Source organism: Pseudomonas sp. KH_050, assembly GCF_057838875.1.
Map to the genome: position 1 here is coordinate 1722344 of NZ_CM174478.1, position 16303 is coordinate 1738646.

The following is a 16303-nucleotide window of genomic DNA, read 5'->3' on the forward strand; positions in this document are numbered from 1 at the left end:
CGATATGCAGCGCAACATCCTTGCACATCAGGCTGCGTCGGGCGAGGCCAGGGTTTCCCCCGCTGACGCAATGCAGTGCTTTACTGAAGCGTTGCCAGTGGATTTACCGACTGTAAAAAATCTGAAACCGATCTGCTCCACTCATTAATAAGGAGATCTCGATGCAAACCGATAAAAAGTACTCGCCGACGCTACAGCTGTCGAACCCGCCGGGCCTTTACGACCCGACCGCCAATGGTTATAGCCATGTGGCCCAGGTGGCGGCTGGTGCGCGGTTGGTATTTATCGCCGGGCAGGGCGGCGAGAACGCGGACAGTCTGTTATCGAGTGATTTCGCTGAACAGGTCCGGCAGGCGCTGGATAATCTGCAGATCGCTCTGGCAGCGGCCGGCGCCGAGGTGAGCGATGTGGCCAAGCTGACGGTATTGATCGTCGACCACAGCCTGGAGCGTCTGGAAATTTTCGGCGAAGAGCTGCATCGGGTCTGGGGTTCAGCCCCCAAGCCGGCCTGCACTCTGATCCCGGTACCGAGGCTGGCGCTGGACAACATGCTGTTCGAGATCGAGGCGATCGCGGCAGTTGCGGTATGACGCAGTTCTACGATGCCCGCGGCAATATCTACGCCGTTGTCTCACTCGATGGGTTGCGCCAACGCGCAATCGTGTTTCCAGAGCAGGCATGCCAAGCCGCACAAACACTGGATAATTGGGCGTTGCAGGCGGTGGAAGCTTTTTGTGGCTGGGCCCCCGACACCAGACCGGCAGGCGCCAAGGCCCATCGCTCGGATGGTCTGCTCATCGGTCCATTTCAGTCCGGGCCGCCCTACGACCTGCTGATCGTCAACACTGACGGCAGCCTGGCAGAACGCAGTGGTAACGGCTTGACCATTTTTGCCCAGGCATTGACTGATAAGGGGTTAATGCCGGCGCAGGGGCCTTGTGTGCTCAAGGTTCATCACAACAAGGGGGATGCTGTATCGCCAGTGGAAACCTCGGTTGATCCGGCGGAGGTTGAAGGCATTCGCGGGTTTTGGCTGGACTTGGGCAAACCGGCATTCGGCCCGCAGGCCGTGGCGGCCCAAGGTGTCGAGGCTGCTGAGTTGAATGGCCACGGCCTGAACCAGCTGTCGCAGCTTTCCAGCATCAACCCGGCATGGAATCGAAGCCAGTTCGTGCGTATCGGCAATCCCCATTGCGTGACCCTGGTTGCAGACGCAGGCTCATTACCGAGCAATGAACAGATGCGCGAGCCCGATTTGTCCTCAGGTCTGACCCGCATCGCTTTCGCAGGGCCGACCGGCGCTGGCGAGCCTTGTCCGGCTGGGGTCAACTTGCAATGGGCGATGCTCGAGTCCGAGGGGCGGATAGTCGCCCGGGTGTTCGAGCGTGGCGAAGGTCCGACCGCGTCCTCCGGCACCAGTGCCAGTGCGGTGGCCTGTGCTGCCTGGCGTGTGGGCTGGGTGCCGGCGGGGGAGGTTGCGGTGAGCATGCCGGGTGGCACGGCGCCGGTCCTTCTGGAAGAACAGGACGGCGAATTGAGTAAGGTCAAGTTGTTTGGGATGGCGCGGGCCATCCTTTAGAGCCAGGGTGACCGATCTATTGCTATCGCGAGCCTGCTCGCGATAGCGCCCGCTCGGCCTGCGAGTCTCCAACGCCAATCAGCAGTCCGAATCCCCGAACAACTCCACCTGTGGCATCTGCCGTTTCATCAATACTTCCCCGCCACGAATCGAATACAGCGGCAATCCCTGGCTGCGGATCATTTCGTAGTCGCTGTCGGCCGACAGAATCAGCAAATTGGCCGGGCGACCGGGTTCCAGGCCGTAACGCTCGCCCAGCGCCAGGGCCTTGGCGCTGTTGTCGGTGACCAGGTCGAGGGCGCTTTGCAGATTGCGATAACCGAGCATGTGGCAGATGTGCAGACCGGCTTCCAGTACCCGCAAAATGTTGCCGTTACCCAACGGATACCAAGGGTCGACGATCGAGTCCTGGCCGAAACAGACGTTCATTCCGGCTTCAAGCAACTCGTTGACCCGCGTCACTCCACGGCGTTTCGGGAAGTTGTCAAAGCGCCCCTGCAGGTGAATGCTTTCGGTCGGGCAGGAGACGAAGCTGATCCCCGAGTGACCGAGCAGGCGGAACAGCTTGGCGCAGTAGGCGTTGTCGTAGGAGCCCATGGCGGTGGTGTGGCTGGCCGTGACCCGGGCGCCCATGTCGCGGCTGCGGGCTTCTTCAGCGAGCACTTCGAGGAAACGCGAATGCGGGTCGTCGGTTTCATCGCAATGCACGTCCACCAGGCAGCCGGTGCGTTCGGCCAGGTCCATCAGGAACTTGACTGAGCTGACGCCCTGATCGCGGGTGTATTCAAAATGCGGGATGCCGCCAATCACATCGGCGCCCAGCAGAATCGCTTCCTCCATCAGATCCCGGCCATTGCGGTAGGACTCGATGCCTTCCTGGGGGAACGCGACGATTTGCAAGTCGATCAGATGACGGCTTTCTTCGCGCACTTCGAGCATCGCCTTGAGCGCTGTCAGGCTCGGGTCGGTGACATCGACATGGGTGCGCACATGCTGGATGCCATGGGCGGCGAGGGTGCGGATGGTCTTCCTGGCACGGGTCTTGGTGTCTTCCTGGGTAATGGTCACCTTGCGTTCACCCCAGCATTCGATGCCTTCGAACAGCGTGCCGCTCATGTTCCAGCGCGGCTCGCCGGCGGTGAGGGTGGCGTCGAGGTGGATGTGCGGTTCGACGAAGGGTGGCACCACCAGATTGCCACCGGCATCCAGGTCTTCGGGGCCGAGGGTCGGTGCTTCGGTTTGCCGGGCAATGTTGGCGATCAACCCGTTTTCCAGGTGCAGTTCATGCAGACCTTCACGGTTGCGCAGACGGGCGTTGATGATATGCATCGCGATAGGTCCTCTCAGGCAGACAGCCGCCAGATCATCAGCGCGACGCCGATATCCAGCCGGTCATAAGGGTTGTCCAGCGCCAGGCCTGACAGGGCCTCGATTCGCTGGACTCGGTGAGTCAAGGTGTTGCGATGGACCGCCAACCGCTGAGCGGCAGCCACCAGATTACCGTTTTCGTGAAACCAGGCCTCCAGGGTCGGCATCAGGCTGGGGCCGTGGTGATGGTCGTGGCGCAACAGCTGACCCAGGCGATCACTGAGAAACTGATCGAGCAGCGCTCGATCGCGCACGCTGCTGAGCAGTTTCAGGACTCCCAATTCATCATAGACACACAACCCGGCCCGCTCGGTAAAACGGCGTGCGGCGGCGAGGGCCTGGTGGGCTTCGTCCAGAGCCTGGGCCAGGTGGGCCGGTGGATGCTCGGCCGCACTCAAACCAACGAATAACTTCAGCGGTGCAAGACGCGGGTTGAGAGGTCTCAGCCAGTTCGCCAGGCGCTGGCGATTATCGTGTGCGCTGGCGGCGTCGGGTGCCGGCAGCAGCAACGTCCATTGGCCAGCACGACCGAGTACCGGCAGTGCCGGCGGGTGTTCGCGGGCGAACTGGCGCAGGCGCCGGGCGATGCTGTCGTGCTGGCGATCCAGCTGCGCCTCGATTTCCTCGGCACTGCCCTGGGCGAACAACGACTCGCCGCCTTCAAGTTGCAACTGCGCGACTTGCCAGTGGCCCCGCAGCGGCATGCCCAATTGTTCGGCGCGGTGCAGCAGCAGATCGAGGGACTGGTACTGGCCGGCCAACAGTCGCTCCAGCACATCGTGGCGTGAACGACCGAGCTGTTCGGCCTGGATCAGTGCCGAGCCGATGGCCTGCGTTACCAGGACCATCTTTAACCAGTAGGGCTGTTCGATCAGCGGCATGCCGGCGGACTCGGCAGCCGCCAGCAGGCGTTGAGGAATGGCCTGGATGTAAGCCGGGCCGGTGAGAATCACCAGCCCGGCCACCTGGCGTTCGCAGGCTTCGTCCAGCAGTCGCAAGAGGTTTTCTTCGTCCCGTGGATGATTGATGCCGGTGACGAACACCAGCTCACCGCCCAATACCCATTCGGCGATGCCGCTGTTTTCCGCCACGTAGGGCCAGCGCACCGGGTTCTGCAAACCGACGGCACCGGCCCGCAGGCGCATGGAATCGAGCCCTGGCAGGGCCAGTACTTCCTCGATCGTCAGACTCATACCTGCACGTCGGCGGCTAACGAGGCTCGGGTGCCAAGCAGACCGGTGAGTATCACGTAGGTCAGCGCAGCGGCGACGATCCCTACCAGCGGCGCGACCCACGGCGAGTTGAACGCCGCCACCGTACCCACCCCATAGGCGCTCAGTCCCGACCAGTTGAAGGCCGGCAGTCTGGCGTCGGCCAGGCGCGGATAGCGGCCACGATAGCGATAGAAGAAGTCCGCCATGATCACCCCACCAATGGGCGGGATCACCGTGCCCAGCAGAATCAGGTAGGGCACCAGCAGGTCGTACATGCCGAGCAGGGCCAGCAGCGTGCCGATCAGCGCGCCGACCAGGGTCACGGTTTTGCGCCGACGGGTGCGCAGCAGGTTGCAACCGGCCACTGCGAAGTTGTAGATGGTGTTGTCCTGGGTGCTCCAGATGTTCAGCAGCAGCATGGCCATGGCGGCCATGGCGAACCCTTGCAACAGCAGCACTTCGACCACGTCCGGCTGCTGGTAGACGATCGCGCCATAGGCACCGATCAGCACCATCAGGCCATTGCCGATGAAAAAGCCGATCAGGCTCGCCAGCACCGCCACCCGCGCCGAACGGGAAAAGCGCGTCCAGTTGGTGGCCTGAGTCGCGCCGCTGACGAAGGTACCGAAGACCAGGGTGATGGCGGTCGACAGATCCAGGCTGGCGCTGGGCACCACTGCCAGCAGGCCATCCAGCCCGCCGACCTTCACCGTGGCGACCCACATCGATAACATCAGCAGCAAGGCCATGGCCGGCACGGCGATATAGGAGAGGATTTCCAGGCCGCGGTAGCCGACATACGCCGTGGCGCAGAACACCATGCCGAACAGCACCATCAACCCCAGCACCGTGCCCTGGCTCAGTTCGAAGTACTTGCCCAAGACCACCGCGGCCGTCGCGGTACCCCAGGCATACCAGCCGATCTGGGTGAAGCCGAGGATCAGATCGCTCAATTTGCTGCCGATCTCGCCGAAGCAGAAACGCCCCATCAGTACCGAGTTCAGCCCGCTCTTGAAGGCGATGTAACCGAGCCCCGCGGCGTAGATACCCAGTAGCAGATTGCCGAGGACGATAACCCCGAGCATCTCGGTGAAGCTGAAAGCCACACCCAGCTTGCCGCCGGCAAACATGGTTGCGGTAAAGAAAGTAAACCCCAGCAGCACCATCGCCGTAGACGCCAGGCCCTTGCGGGCATGCATGGGGACTTCACTGAGAGGATAATCGTTGCCCGGATCGTTCTGCGTCATGTGCCTTCCCCTGGTGTGTGAGTGACGCAGGCACATTGCAGTCACCGTGCCAACGTACAGGCAGTGATCGGCGCACAGCTGGCATAGTGCAATCTGCACACTATTTATAGCTGTGAATGGAGATTTGGCGTGAGGAGGTGGTCAATTTGCCCAATAAGGCACGAAAGCGGTGCGGGGTTGATACATATTGAATCACCGGTGGGGAGATAAGAAGGTATGAGCCGGACGCAAAACCTGTGGACTCACCCCAACGACTTACTCATATAAACCCGCCGCAAGCCATTCTCTTCAACCCGGTGGGTTTCAAAAAATCCTCTTCCGGCGTACATCGCAATGTTTTTCGCTCATCGCTTCATGGGTGTACAGGCGGATCGAGGCATAGTCCGCTTCAACCGCGTGAAACTCGGCAAACTCCAGCAATTGCCGGCCATAACCCCGGCCTTGGGCCTGGGGGCTGATGCCAGGTTGTCCAGTAGCAGGTACTCCTTGGTGTTGATCAACACCACTAAGCCGACCATCCCCACGTCGCTCTCGATGACATGAGACCTGAAAGCCGAAGGAACAGGCATAAAAAAACCACCGGGTTCGGTGGTTTTCTTCAATCGCCGGCTTATTCGCCGTGATAAATGCAGCCGCTGGTGCAGGTTTCATGGATGCGGATCGCGCTGAGTTCCGGCAGCAGGGGCTTCAACTCGTTCCAGATCCATTTGGCCAGGACTTCGCTGGTCGGATTTTCCAGGCCAGGGATGTCGTTCAAATAATTGTGATCGAGGCGCTCGTAGAGCGGCTTGAAGATCGCCTTGATTTCCGAGAAGTCGCGAATCCAGCCGGTGCGCGGATCGAGGTCGCCGCTCAGGTGAATCGCCACTTTGAACGAGTGGCCGTGCAGGCGTCCGCACTTGTGGCCTTCCGGAACGTAGGGCAGGCGGTGGGCGGACTCGAAGGTAAACTCTTTGAAGATTTCCACAGTGGTTTGAGCTCTGGCAGGTGGCTATCGCCCGCGGCGATGAAGGCAGCTAACGAGTTTAACAGCTTGGCTTTGCCGATGCGGTAAATCCCTGACTAAAGGGTCAGCAGGTGCTCCCCCAGCCGACCGTTCGCCGCCAGCTCAAGGAACTCGTCACCGAGGCGCCGACTTTCTTCCATGGCCGTGCGCCAGTATTTTTGCCGGCTCTGGTCATCGCCCATGAAGCGCTTGAAGTCATTGCGATCCGGCAATTTACCGTAGGGCAGGCGGGCCAGGTAATCCCTGGAGGGCGCCAGCAGTAAAACGTCCTGTAACCGCTTCGGATTGCCGCGCCGCCATGGCAAACCTTTGTCGAACCAGCCGGGAATCACCCGGTCGGTGAAGTGCGGATAGAGCACGATATCTTCGCCGCTGTAAGGCAGGTCGAGGTGGTAATCCAGCAAGCCGCCGTCGCGATAGGTGCCGGCACCCGCGCCGGGCAAGTCGCGCACCCCTTGCATGATCATCGGGATCGAACCGGACGCGAGCAAGGCCTGGCGCAGGTTGGCGGCGTCCAGTGGCACAAAACGTGAAGGGAAGTCGTCGAGGGCATTGAGTGGCGGCGCCAGGCGCGGGTCATGCAGGATCACCCGTTCGAAATGCCGGGACAGCCGTGAACGCCCGCGCAGGTTATCGGCGATCACCGAGGACAACCCCAGCCCCAGCCGGCCACGGTGATCGTCGGCCAACAAACCGTGGCTTTTCACCACCATGATGTTCAGTCGGTAGTGAGCGTTATCGAGGATCAACGCGTCGCGACCCTCGAGCAGATCGTGGAGCATGCGCTGCGAGCTTTGACTGATATCCGCCATGTTCACGCCCTTGGCGAAGCTTTGCTCGTTATAGAGTTGGCCCAGACGCTTGATCTCTTCGGCGGCATCCGGCAGGCAGGCACAGGCGAAACGCCAGGAGCCGACCGATGCACCAATCAACGAGCGCTCCCGTGGCGCCGCCGGCAGCCACTCACCAAACAACGCCAGATCCAGCCCCTGAATACCCAGGGCCTTCGGTCCGCCGGCCGCGCCGGGAAGCGTGCCGACATCGGCCGCGCTCAGACCGTTTTCACGTATCCGGGCGAAGGCGCGTTTGCCGGCTTTGAGGGTCAGGGCGGGGAACTTGATGTGGATAGCGGTCATACCGGCCTCAATAGTCGCGGGCGGGGATTGTAGAAGATCTCAGGATTGGCATGGTGGCAATTCAGTTTCAGTTAAGTTGATGCAGTTATCGTGGGTCCCGTAGGCAACATAGGCAAAAAACGGAGACTCATCATGAAAACCTTGACCGCCCTGTTCACCGCGACCGTTATCGGCATGACTGCCAGCCTGGCGCACGCCCGTGACCTGGGACCGGACGAAGCCCTGAGACTGCGCGACGCTGGTACCATTCAATCTTTCGAGAAGCTCAATGCCACGGCATTGGCCAAGCACCCGGGCGGCACCGTGCACGAAACCGAGCTGGAAGAAGAGTACGGCAAGTACCTCTACCAGGTGGAACTGCGCGATGCCCAGGGTGTTGAATGGGACATCGAATTGGACGCTGTCAGTGGGCAGGTTCTCAAGGATCATCAGGATACGTAATGAAGGTAAATCTGCGCACCTGCAGTCGAACGGCTCTGGCGCTTCTGGCATTTTGCTCGTTCGTTGTGGCCCGTGACCTGGATCAGGACGAAGCCCTGCACCTGCGCCAGCAAGGCGTTATCGCGCCGCTCGAGCAACTGCTGGGAGCGGCCATGCAACGCTACCCCGGAGGCAAATTACTGGAGGCCGAACTCGAGGAGCACAAGGACCAGCCGGTGCGCTATATCTATGAAATAGAACTCTTGACCGCTGACGGCGTGGTGCGTGAAATCGAGCTCGACGCCAACACCGGTGAGCTCCTCAAAGACAAGGAAGATGATTGATGCGCCTGCTTTTGGTGGAAGACCACGTCCCGCTGGCCGACGAGTTGCTGGCCGGGCTCAATCGCCAGGGTTACGCCGTCGATTGGCTGGCCGACGGCCGCGACGCGGTGTATCAGGGCAGCAGCGAACCCTACGACCTGATCATTCTCGACCTTGGCCTGCCAGGGTTGCCGGGGCTTGAGGTGCTGAGCCAATGGCGCGCTGCGGGCCTGGCCACGCCGGTGTTGATTCTCACCGCCCGTGGGTCCTGGGCCGAGCGGATCGAAGGCCTGAAAGCCGGTGCCGATGACTACCTGACCAAGCCATTCCATCCCGAGGAGTTGCATTTGCGGGTCCAGGCGCTGTTGCGGCGCTCCCATGGCCTGGCCAATCAGCCGACCCTCAAGGCTGCCGGCTTGCACCTGGATGAAGGGCGCCAGTGCGTGACCCGCGACGGCGCCGATATTCAGCTGACAGCGGCCGAGTTTCGCTTGTTGCGTTACTTCATGCTGCACCCTGAACAAATCCTTTCCAAAAGCCATCTCGCTGAACACTTGTACGATGGCGAAACCGAGCGCGACTCGAATGTTCTGGAAGTTCACGTCAACCATTTGCGGCGCAAGCTTGGTCGCAGCGTGATTGAAACCCGTCGCGGCCAGGGTTACCTGTTCGGCGGGACGGCGCAGTGAGGTCGATTCAGCGCCGACTGAGTCTGGGTCTGATCAGTGTCCTGGTCATCGTCGGCCTGGTGCTGGCGCAGACCAGTCTCTGGCTGTTCGAAAGGGGCCTGCAAGGTTATCTGGAAGACGGGCTGCGCAACGACAGCGAGAACCTGCTGGTGGCCCTGGTGCGTGGCCCGCAGGGTTTGCAACTGGACGAGCGACGCTTGTCGCCAGCCTATCAGCGGCCATTTTCCGGGCATTACTTTCACATCGACTTTGCCGACGCGCATTGGCGCTCACGGTCCTTGTGGGACCAGGAACTGCCAAAGCTGGATCACCCCGGTCTGCACAGTCATCTGCAACTGGGGCCGGAAGGGCAGCAGTTGCTGATCCTGCGCTCCGATTATCGGCGGCTGGGGCAATCGATCTCCATCAGCGTGGCGCAGGATTACACGCCGGTACGGGAAAGCTTTCGGCGCCTGCAGCAGATCGGCCTGGGCCTTGGTCTGGCGGGCTTGCTGCTGATTCTGCTATTGCAGCGAATCACCGTGCGCCGGGCCTTGCGGCCGCTGGAAACGGCCCGGGAACAAATCGTTCAGCTGCAGCAGGGCCAGCGTTCACAACTGGACGCCCAGGTTCCGGTGGAACTGGAGCCGCTGGTGGAGCAGATCAATCATTTGCTCGCGCACACTGAAGACAGTCTCAAGCGTTCACGCAATGCCTTGGGCAATCTGGGGCATGCGCTGAAAACCCCGCTGGCGGTATTGCTGAGCCTGGCCTCAAGCGAGAAGCTGGATGCGCATCCTGAGCTGCGCAAGATCTTGCTGGCGCAACTCGAACAGGTGCAGCAACGCCTCCATCGCGAGCTGAATCGGGCCCGTCTGGCCGGCGATGCCTTGCCGGGCGCGCAGTTCGATTGCGACCTGGAACTGCCCGGCTTGCTCGCTACCTTGAACATGATCCATGGTGAACACCTTGCACTCAGCCACGTCGCGCCTCCCGGCCTGCAGTTGCCATGGGATCGGGAAGACTTGCTCGAATTGCTTGGCAACCTGCTGGACAACGCCTGCAAATGGGCGGATGCCGAAGTGAAGCTGAGCATTGCCGAAACGGCCGAGGGCTTTCGTCTGATGGTGGAGGACGACGGGCCGGGGATCCCCGAGGAGAACCGCGATCGAGTGTTCAGCCGCGGTACGCGGCTGGATGAACAGACCGACGGCCATGGCCTGGGACTGGGCATCGTGCGCGACATCGTCGAGGTATGGGGCGGCGAAATGCGCCTGGAGAGTAGCGAGTCGGGCGGGTTGAAGGTGGTGATTGAGTTGCCCGGGAGCTGAGTCTGTTGTGGGAACGTGGCTTGCCCCCCGTAGCAGCTGCCGAAGGCTGCGTTCGGCTGCGCAGCAGTCGCAAATCCTGCTTCCACGGTTTGTCTGGAATACCACGGTGCCAGATTTTACGGCTGCTGCGCAGCCGGACGCAGGCTTCGCCAGCTGCTACGGGCATCGTGGCTCGGCCGCGCAAGCGGTGTGCCTGGCACACCGCCAACCCCCGTCAAACCCTGAACTGATCCATCAAGCTCTGCTGCTGGTTGGCCAGGCTGTTCAGCGCCTGGCTGACCCGCGCCGATTCGTTGGCTTGCCCCGACAGCGATTCTGTCACGTCACGAATGGTCGCCACGTTGTTGTTGATCTCTTCGGCCACGGCGCTTTGCTCTTCCGCGGCGCTGGCGATCTGCAGGTTCATGTCAGTGATCACGGTCACCGCATCGCCGATCTGGCGCAGGGCGGTCACGGCCTGGCTGACTTGCTCGACACTGCCTTGAGCCTGGCGATGGCTGTTGCTCATGGAGCCGACAACATCCTGAGTACCGCTTTGCAGCTGTTCGATCACCTGGCGGGTTTCCTCCACCGACTCCTGGGTGCGTCGGGCCAGGTTACGCACTTCATCGGCGACCACGGCGAAACCACGTCCGGCTTCGCCGGCGCGAGCCGCCTCGATGGCAGCGTTGAGGGCCAGCAGGTTGGTCTGATCGGCAATCGCGCGAATCACTTCCAGTACCGAACCGATTTTCTCGCTGTTGGCGGCCAGGCCTTCGACCTGGGTCATCGCCGTGCTCATGTCCGCGGCAAGGTTGTCGATGCTGGTGGTGGTGCGGTCTATCACGGTCAAACCCTGACGGGTCGCCTGATCGGCGTCACGAGCAGCCTGCGCCGCCTGAGCTGCGCTGCGGGCGACGTCCTGTGCGGTGGCGCTCATTTCATGGGACGCGGTAGCCACCTGGTCGACCTGGCGGTACTGCTGTTCCATGCCGGCGCTGGTCTGGGTGGCGATAGCGGCCGATTGGTCGGCGGTGCTGCGGGCATCCTGCACCGAGCGTTTCACCTCGGCGATAATCGGTTGCAGCTTGTCGAGGAAGCGGTTGAACCAGCCAGCCAGTTGCCCGAGTTCGTCTTGCTTGTCGTAAGCCAGGCGCCGGGTCAGATCACCTTCACCGCTGGCGATGTCCTCAAGCATGTGCGCGACACCGAGGATCGGCCTGGTCACGCTGCGAGCCATCAGCCAGACCAGCAGCAGGCCAATGACCGCCGCCAACAGACCGAGACTCAACTCGATAAGGGTGCCGCTGGTGCTGCGTTCGTCGAGCTCTTTCTTCAGGGTTTCAGCCGGGCCGACCAGGGCCTTCTCCGGTACCTCCAGCAACACCCCCCACGGCTTGCCACCGGGGATTGGCGTGAAGGGCGCGAGCACTTTCAGTTGTTCATTACTGCGCAGGCTCTGGGTCTGGCTGTTGCCGGACAGCATGCGGATCAGTTCGGCACCGCTGGCCTTGTCGATCCTGTCCAGGCGCTGGCTCAGTTTGCTGGCGTCCGGGCTATAGCCGGCCAGCAGACCGACCGGGCTGATGATGCTGACGTTGGTCTGGCCGTCATAGAGATTCTTGCTCGCTTGCTGGCTGACCGTTTGCAGGCTATTGAGGTTGATGTCGACCGACAGCGAGGCGATGACTTTGCCATCGACCATCAATGGGAAGACGATGCTGGTCATCAGCACGTTCTGACCGTCGATCACATAGAAGTACGGCTCGATCACGCAAGGCTTGAGCGTGGCGCGCGGGCAGGTGAACCAGGCATTGGCCGGTTCGCCGCTGGGGCCAGTACTGGTATCGGCCATGTCGCTTTCCGGCAGGGCCATCGAGGTCAGTTTGCCCGGTGTCGGTTGCGACCAGTACAGGGCAAAACGGCCCTGGTCATTGCTACCCACTTCTTTCTGGCCAGCAAACAACTCATCCTTGCTGTCCAGCGCATTGGCTTCGAACACCAGCGACAGGCCGAGCAGATCCGGGTTGGCTTGCAGGGCCGACTTGACCTGGCGGGTCAGGTCTTCGCGCAGGTCGAAGGCATCGAGGAAACGTTTCTCGGCCTGTTCACGCAGGAACAGTACCTGGCGGGAGAAGCCGTGACCGTATTGATAGGCATCCATGAATTGCTGGCGAATGTCCAGCGCCTGGACCTCACCCAGGGCCTCGATCCGGGCCTGGGCCGCTTCGTTGAGCATCTCCATGCTCGAATTTTTTACCAGTTCGGCGTTGTGCTCCATGCGATAGAGCGAAAGTCCCACCAGCAAGGTGACAATGCCGAGCAGGCAGAGACCGGCCAGAAGGGTGATTTTCCATTGAATGGAAAGTTGTCTGAGCGACATGGAGATGTCCTTGAGGATAAAACGAGAGAGACTTCGCTCTATAGCGGCCACACTTTTTGTTTCTTGATCCACACCCTCCAAATAAGAAGTTACCCGCAAACCCCGTAGGGCCTGCGCTCACTTTGACAAGCCGCCCCTGCTGCGGCACAGTGCGCGCCCTCTAATAAAACTCCCCCCTTTGAATTAAATCCGGCAGCTGTGATTCGCAGCTCTTTGGCCGGACTCATGCCGTTTGCGGTGGTTTTTTCCCTTGGTAGTGCTTTGAGGTAACGATGATTAATGCAGTAATTGCCGCGGTTGGCGTCATGCTGGTACTCAGCCTGTCCCGTGTGCATGTGGTGATCGCGCTGATCGTTGGTGCTCTGGTGGGCGGCTTGACCGGTGGCCTGGGCATGGAGGCCACCTTGAAAGCCTTCAACAGTGGCCTCGGTGGCGGCGCAACCGTGGCCTTGTCCTACGCCTTGCTCGGCGCTTTTGCGGTGGCGATTGCCAAGTCCGGCCTGGCGCATGCGCTGGCAGATAAAGCCTTGCTGCTGGTCGACCGTCAGGACGCTGCGGGTGGCGGGCAGGTGAAGTGGATACTGATTGGCTTGCTGTGGGTGGTGGCCATCGCCTCGCAGAACATCCTGCCGATTCATATTGCCTTCATTCCGTTGCTGGTACCGCCACTGCTCTATGTGTTGACCAAGTTGCAACTGGACCGTCGGCTGATTGCCTGCGTCATCACCTTCGGCTTGATCACGCCCTATATGTTCTTGCCGGTGGGTTTCGGCAATATCTTCCTCAATGAAATTCTGCTGGCCAATGTCCGTAGCAGTGGTGTGGATGTCAGCCAGGTCAATGTCACCCACGCAATGGGCATTCCGGCGTTGGGCATGGTATTCGGTTTGCTGGTGGCGTTCTTCAGCTATAGCAAGAAGCGTATGTATGACCTGGACAAGATCGAGAAGGTCGAGCAGGTGGCGGTGCAGTACAACCCGCTGACCCTGCTGGTGGCCGGGCTGGCCATTGCCGCCGCGTTCATCATTCAGTTGCTGCTGGACTCGATGATCATCGGTGCGCTCGCCGGCTTCCTGATCTTCTCGGTGTCGGGCGTGGTGCGTTGGCGCGAGACCGATGAGCTGTTCACCGAAGGCATGAAGATGATGGCCATGATCGGCTTCATCATGATTGCCGCCTCGGGTTTTGCCGAAGTGATGAAAGCCACCGGCGAAGTACGCACCCTGGTCGAAGCCTCGGCGACCTGGATCGGTCACAGCAAAGGCATCGGCGCCTTGCTGATGCTGTTGGTCGGCTTGCTGGTGACCATGGGCATCGGCTCGTCATTCTCCACTGTGCCGATTCTCGCGGCGATTTTCGTTCCATTGTGTGTGCAACTGGGTTTCAGCCCGTTGGCGATCGTCTGCATTGTCGGCACGGCCGGAGCCTTGGGAGATGCCGGTTCGCCAGCTTCCGACTCGACCCTGGGACCGACCTCCGGTCTGAACATCGACGGCCAGCATCACCATATCTGGGACACCGTGGTTCCCACTTTCCTGCACTACAACCTGCCGCTGCTGGTGTTTGGCTGGGTGGCGGCGATGATTCTGTAACCCCATATCCCTGCATCCCGGAATCCCCGTAGGAGCTGCCGCAGGCTGCGATCTTTTGCCCGTCCGGCCAACGCCTTGTCCGCCTCAAAGATCGCATGCACCTATAACATCGAGGGTGCCCGCAATTCTCCCGTAGGAGCAGCCGGTCGACGCTCCTACAGTTTTGCGTTGGCGTGCCGTTAAAGCTTTAACCACGCCAATCAAGAGTAAACGCCATGCGCCTGAGCCTGAAGGCCAAAGTTTTATCCCTCGCGGTACTCCCGGTTCTGCTGTTTGCGCTGGTGATCAGTCTGACCACGGTGTTCATTCTGCAGAATCAGGCCCGCAGCGAAGTCGAAGAGACCCGTCAGCGCCTGCTGAACGATGCCAAGGCGACCCTGCAAAGTTACGTGGCGGTGGCGATGAGCACGATCAAACCGATGTACGATGCGGCGGTACCGGGCGATGTCGCCGCTCGGGCGCAAGTGGTCAAGCTGCTGTCGAGCATCAGCTATGGCAAGGATGGCTACTTCTTCGGTTACGACTCGCAAACTGTGCGCCTGTTCAAGGGCAACAGCCCGGAAGGCGTGGGCCAGAGCTTCAAGGACAACCGCGATCCGAATGGCGTGTACGTCAACCGTGAGCTGGTGCAAGTCGCCAAGGACGGTACCCACTATCTGCAATACAGCTCGTCGCTGCCGGGTAACAACACAGTCCTGGTGCCCAAGCTCGGTTACACCGAATACCTGCCCAAATGGGACATGGTCATTGGCTCGGCGGTCAACCTGGATGGTATCGAAGCGCAGGTCGCGTCGATCGAGGCCAAGGTTCATGAGCGCATGCAAGGAGTGGTGCTGAGTATCGTCGGCATCGCCGTGGTGGTGCTGCTGGTGATTGGCGCGGTCGGCATGCTGCTGGCAAACACTATCCTGCGTCCGCTGCACCTGATGAAAGCCAGCCTTGACGATATCGCTGCCGGCGAGGGCGATCTGACCCGGCGTCTGGCAATCACCAGCCAGGATGAGCTGGGCGAACTGGCTGGCTCGTTCAACCGCTTCGTCGACAAGATTCATGGAATGGTGCGGCAAATCACCGAAATGACCTCGCAGTTGACCGGGCTTGTTACGCAAGTCACCGATCAGGCTCATCGTTCGGAGCAGGCCATGGAGCGTCAGCGCCAAGAAACCGATCAGGTGGCGACGGCGATCAACGAGATGTCCTCGGCGGCTCAGGAAGTTGCGAGAAGCGCCCAGGGCGCTGCAGTCGCAGCACAGCAGACTGACGAAGAAGGCCAGGCGGCCAAGCGCGTAGTGGATGGCAGCATCAAGCAGATCCATGCGCTGGTCAGCGATATCCGTAACAGCGGTACGTCCCTGGATAGCCTGCAAAAGGATGTGTTGTCGATTGTCAGTGTGCTGAGTGTTATTCGTTCGATTGCCGACCAGACCAACCTGCTGGCACTCAACGCCGCCATCGAAGCGGCCCGTGCCGGTGAGGCCGGGCGCGGTTTTGCGGTGGTGGCCGATGAGGTGCGGGCGCTGGCCAGCCGCACCCAGCAAAGCACCCAGGAAATCCAGGGGATGATTGACCGCCTGCAGAAGGGCACTCAATCGGCGGTAGAAGCCATGCGTCGTTCCAGCGATGCCGGTGACGGTACCTCGGCTCAGGCCAACGAGGCCGGTGCTTCGCTGGATACCATGGCCCAATTGATCGGCACCATCAACTCGATGAACGCACAGATCGCCAGCGCCGCCGAAGAGCAAACGGCAGTGGCCGAAGAAATCAATCGCAGTGTGCATCAGATCGCCGTGGCAGTGGATAACGTCGCCGACGAAACCCAACTCGGCGCCCAGACCTCTCGCAGTCTGGCCGAGCTTGGTCTGCGGCTGGGCAAGTTGGTGGGGCAGTTCAGGATCTGATTCGGGGGATTTGTTGTCTGACAAACCATTGTGGCGAGGGGCTTGCCCCGTAGGAGCTGCCGCAGGCTGCGATCTTTTGATCTTGACGATTGTGGCGTCCGCCGAAAAGATCGCAGGCTTCGCCAGCTCCTACGCTGACCGAGTACACCCGCAATGGGG

At 60.9% G+C, this 16303-nt stretch carries 15 protein-coding genes and 1 pseudogene; 9 read left to right on the forward strand and 7 right to left on the reverse strand.

Annotation, left to right across the window (positions count from 1 at the left end; translation table 11 throughout):
- Positions 1 to 161 precede the first annotated feature (161 nt).
- Positions 162 to 590: a RidA family protein gene (locus tag AC3IUA_RS07955; protein WP_489359897.1), complete on the forward strand. Its 429-nt coding sequence runs from the start codon at positions 162 to 164 to the stop codon at positions 588 to 590.
- Complete coding sequence (locus AC3IUA_RS07960) at positions 587 to 1579, forward strand: diaminopimelate epimerase (RefSeq protein WP_489359898.1); 993 nt, start codon at positions 587 to 589, stop codon at positions 1577 to 1579. Before AC3IUA_RS07955 ends, AC3IUA_RS07960 begins: the two co-directional genes overlap by 4 nt.
- 78 nt (positions 1580 to 1657) lie before the next feature.
- Here the strand turns inward: AC3IUA_RS07960 and codA are convergent, their stop codons facing one another.
- The 6 genes from codA to AC3IUA_RS07990 all read right to left on the reverse strand — a co-directional run bounded on the left by codA (position 1658) and on the right by AC3IUA_RS07990 (position 7550).
- Positions 1658 to 2908 (reverse strand): cytosine deaminase, encoded by a 1251-nt coding sequence (codA, locus tag AC3IUA_RS07965; RefSeq protein ID WP_489359899.1) that lies wholly within the window; start codon positions 2906 to 2908, stop codon positions 1658 to 1660.
- Positions 2909 to 2922: 14 nt separating this feature from the next.
- Positions 2923 to 4140: a PucR family transcriptional regulator gene (locus tag AC3IUA_RS07970; RefSeq protein WP_489359900.1), complete on the reverse strand. Its 1218-nt coding sequence runs from the start codon at positions 4138 to 4140 to the stop codon at positions 2923 to 2925.
- Positions 4137 to 5408 (reverse strand): cytosine permease, encoded by a 1272-nt coding sequence (codB, locus tag AC3IUA_RS07975; RefSeq protein ID WP_489359901.1) that lies wholly within the window; start codon positions 5406 to 5408, stop codon positions 4137 to 4139. Before codB ends, AC3IUA_RS07970 begins: the two co-directional genes overlap by 4 nt.
- Positions 5409 to 5711: 303 nt before the next feature.
- On the reverse strand, positions 5712 to 6059 hold the full coding sequence (locus tag AC3IUA_RS07980) for a GNAT family N-acetyltransferase (RefSeq protein WP_489362538.1): 348 nt from the start codon (positions 6057 to 6059) through the stop codon (positions 5712 to 5714).
- A complete protein-coding gene (gene queD, locus AC3IUA_RS07985) occupies positions 6019 to 6375 on the reverse strand; it encodes a 6-carboxytetrahydropterin synthase QueD (RefSeq protein ID WP_150645341.1) in 357 nt (118 codons plus the stop codon). Before queD ends, AC3IUA_RS07980 begins: the two co-directional genes overlap by 41 nt.
- A 95-nt stretch (positions 6376 to 6470) precedes the next feature.
- The gene (locus AC3IUA_RS07990; RefSeq protein ID WP_489359902.1) at positions 6471 to 7550 is read right to left on the reverse strand and encodes a patatin-like phospholipase family protein; all 1080 of its coding nucleotides are present in this window, start codon (positions 7548 to 7550) and stop codon (positions 6471 to 6473) included.
- 132 nt (positions 7551 to 7682) lie between these two features.
- Here AC3IUA_RS07990 and AC3IUA_RS07995 point away from each other — a divergent pair, with 132 nt between their 5' ends.
- The 4 genes from AC3IUA_RS07995 to AC3IUA_RS08010 are packed head-to-tail and all read left to right on the forward strand — an operon-like array spanning position 7683 to position 10292.
- Positions 7683 to 7991, forward strand: a complete 309-nt coding sequence (locus AC3IUA_RS07995; protein WP_489359903.1) for a PepSY domain-containing protein — start codon at positions 7683 to 7685, stop codon at positions 7989 to 7991.
- The gene (locus AC3IUA_RS08000; RefSeq protein ID WP_489359904.1) at positions 7991 to 8314 is read left to right on the forward strand and encodes a PepSY domain-containing protein; all 324 of its coding nucleotides are present in this window, start codon (positions 7991 to 7993) and stop codon (positions 8312 to 8314) included. Before AC3IUA_RS07995 ends, AC3IUA_RS08000 begins: the two co-directional genes overlap by 1 nt.
- Complete coding sequence (locus tag AC3IUA_RS08005; protein WP_489359905.1) at positions 8314 to 8982, forward strand: response regulator transcription factor; 669 nt, start codon at positions 8314 to 8316, stop codon at positions 8980 to 8982. The genes AC3IUA_RS08000 and AC3IUA_RS08005 overlap by 1 nt, the downstream gene beginning before the upstream one ends.
- A complete protein-coding gene (locus AC3IUA_RS08010) occupies positions 8979 to 10292 on the forward strand; it encodes a sensor histidine kinase (RefSeq protein WP_489359906.1) in 1314 nt (437 codons plus the stop codon). The genes AC3IUA_RS08005 and AC3IUA_RS08010 overlap by 4 nt, the downstream gene beginning before the upstream one ends.
- A gap of 214 nt (positions 10293 to 10506) precedes the next feature.
- On the opposite strand, the gene AC3IUA_RS08015 is transcribed toward AC3IUA_RS08010, so the two are convergent.
- Positions 10507 to 12654: a methyl-accepting chemotaxis protein gene (locus tag AC3IUA_RS08015; RefSeq protein ID WP_489359907.1), complete on the reverse strand. Its 2148-nt coding sequence runs from the start codon at positions 12652 to 12654 to the stop codon at positions 10507 to 10509.
- 275 nt (positions 12655 to 12929) lie between these two features.
- On the opposite strand from AC3IUA_RS08015, the gene AC3IUA_RS08020 reads away from it, so the two are divergent.
- The 3 genes and pseudogenes from AC3IUA_RS08020 to AC3IUA_RS08030 all read left to right on the forward strand — a co-directional run bounded on the left by AC3IUA_RS08020 (position 12930) and on the right by AC3IUA_RS08030 (position 16144).
- Positions 12930 to 14246, forward strand: coding sequence for a Na+/H+ antiporter family protein (locus tag AC3IUA_RS08020; protein WP_489362273.1), 1317 nt, complete (start codon positions 12930 to 12932; stop codon positions 14244 to 14246).
- Between the two features lie 215 nt (positions 14247 to 14461).
- Positions 14462 to 15286 (forward strand): annotated as a pseudogene (locus AC3IUA_RS08025) (cache domain-containing protein); the annotation flags it as partial.
- Between the two features lie 102 nt (positions 15287 to 15388).
- Entirely contained in the window at positions 15389 to 16144 is a 756-nt protein-coding gene (locus AC3IUA_RS08030) for a methyl-accepting chemotaxis protein (RefSeq protein WP_489362275.1), read from the forward strand.
- Positions 16145 to 16303: the final 159 nt, after the last annotated feature.

Excerpts from the sequence above, each read along its gene's own strand:
- AC3IUA_RS07955 (WP_489359897.1), top strand. The coding sequence starts at position 162 with ATGCAAACCGATAAAAAGTACTCGCCGACGCTACAGCTGTCGAACCCG.
- AC3IUA_RS07960 (WP_489359898.1), top strand. The coding sequence starts at position 587 with ATGACGCAGTTCTACGATGCCCGCGGCAATATCTACGCCGTTGTCTCA.
- codA (WP_489359899.1), bottom strand. The coding sequence starts at position 2,908 with ATGCATATCATCAACGCCCGTCTGCGCAACCGTGAAGGTCTGCATGAA.
- AC3IUA_RS07970 (WP_489359900.1), bottom strand. The coding sequence starts at position 4,140 with ATGAGTCTGACGATCGAGGAAGTACTGGCCCTGCCAGGGCTCGATTCC.
- codB (WP_489359901.1), bottom strand. The coding sequence starts at position 5,408 with ATGACGCAGAACGATCCGGGCAACGATTATCCTCTCAGTGAAGTCCCC.
- AC3IUA_RS07980 (WP_489362538.1), bottom strand. The coding sequence starts at position 6,059 with ATGAAACCTGCACCAGCGGCTGCATTTATCACGGCGAATAAGCCGGCG.
- AC3IUA_RS07990 (WP_489359902.1), bottom strand. The coding sequence starts at position 7,550 with ATGACCGCTATCCACATCAAGTTCCCCGCCCTGACCCTCAAAGCCGGC.
- AC3IUA_RS07995 (WP_489359903.1), top strand. The coding sequence starts at position 7,683 with ATGAAAACCTTGACCGCCCTGTTCACCGCGACCGTTATCGGCATGACT.
- AC3IUA_RS08000 (WP_489359904.1), top strand. The coding sequence starts at position 7,991 with ATGAAGGTAAATCTGCGCACCTGCAGTCGAACGGCTCTGGCGCTTCTG.
- AC3IUA_RS08005 (WP_489359905.1), top strand. The coding sequence starts at position 8,314 with ATGCGCCTGCTTTTGGTGGAAGACCACGTCCCGCTGGCCGACGAGTTG.
- AC3IUA_RS08015 (WP_489359907.1), bottom strand. The coding sequence starts at position 12,654 with ATGTCGCTCAGACAACTTTCCATTCAATGGAAAATCACCCTTCTGGCC.
- AC3IUA_RS08030 (WP_489362275.1), top strand. The coding sequence starts at position 15,389 with ATGGAGCGTCAGCGCCAAGAAACCGATCAGGTGGCGACGGCGATCAAC.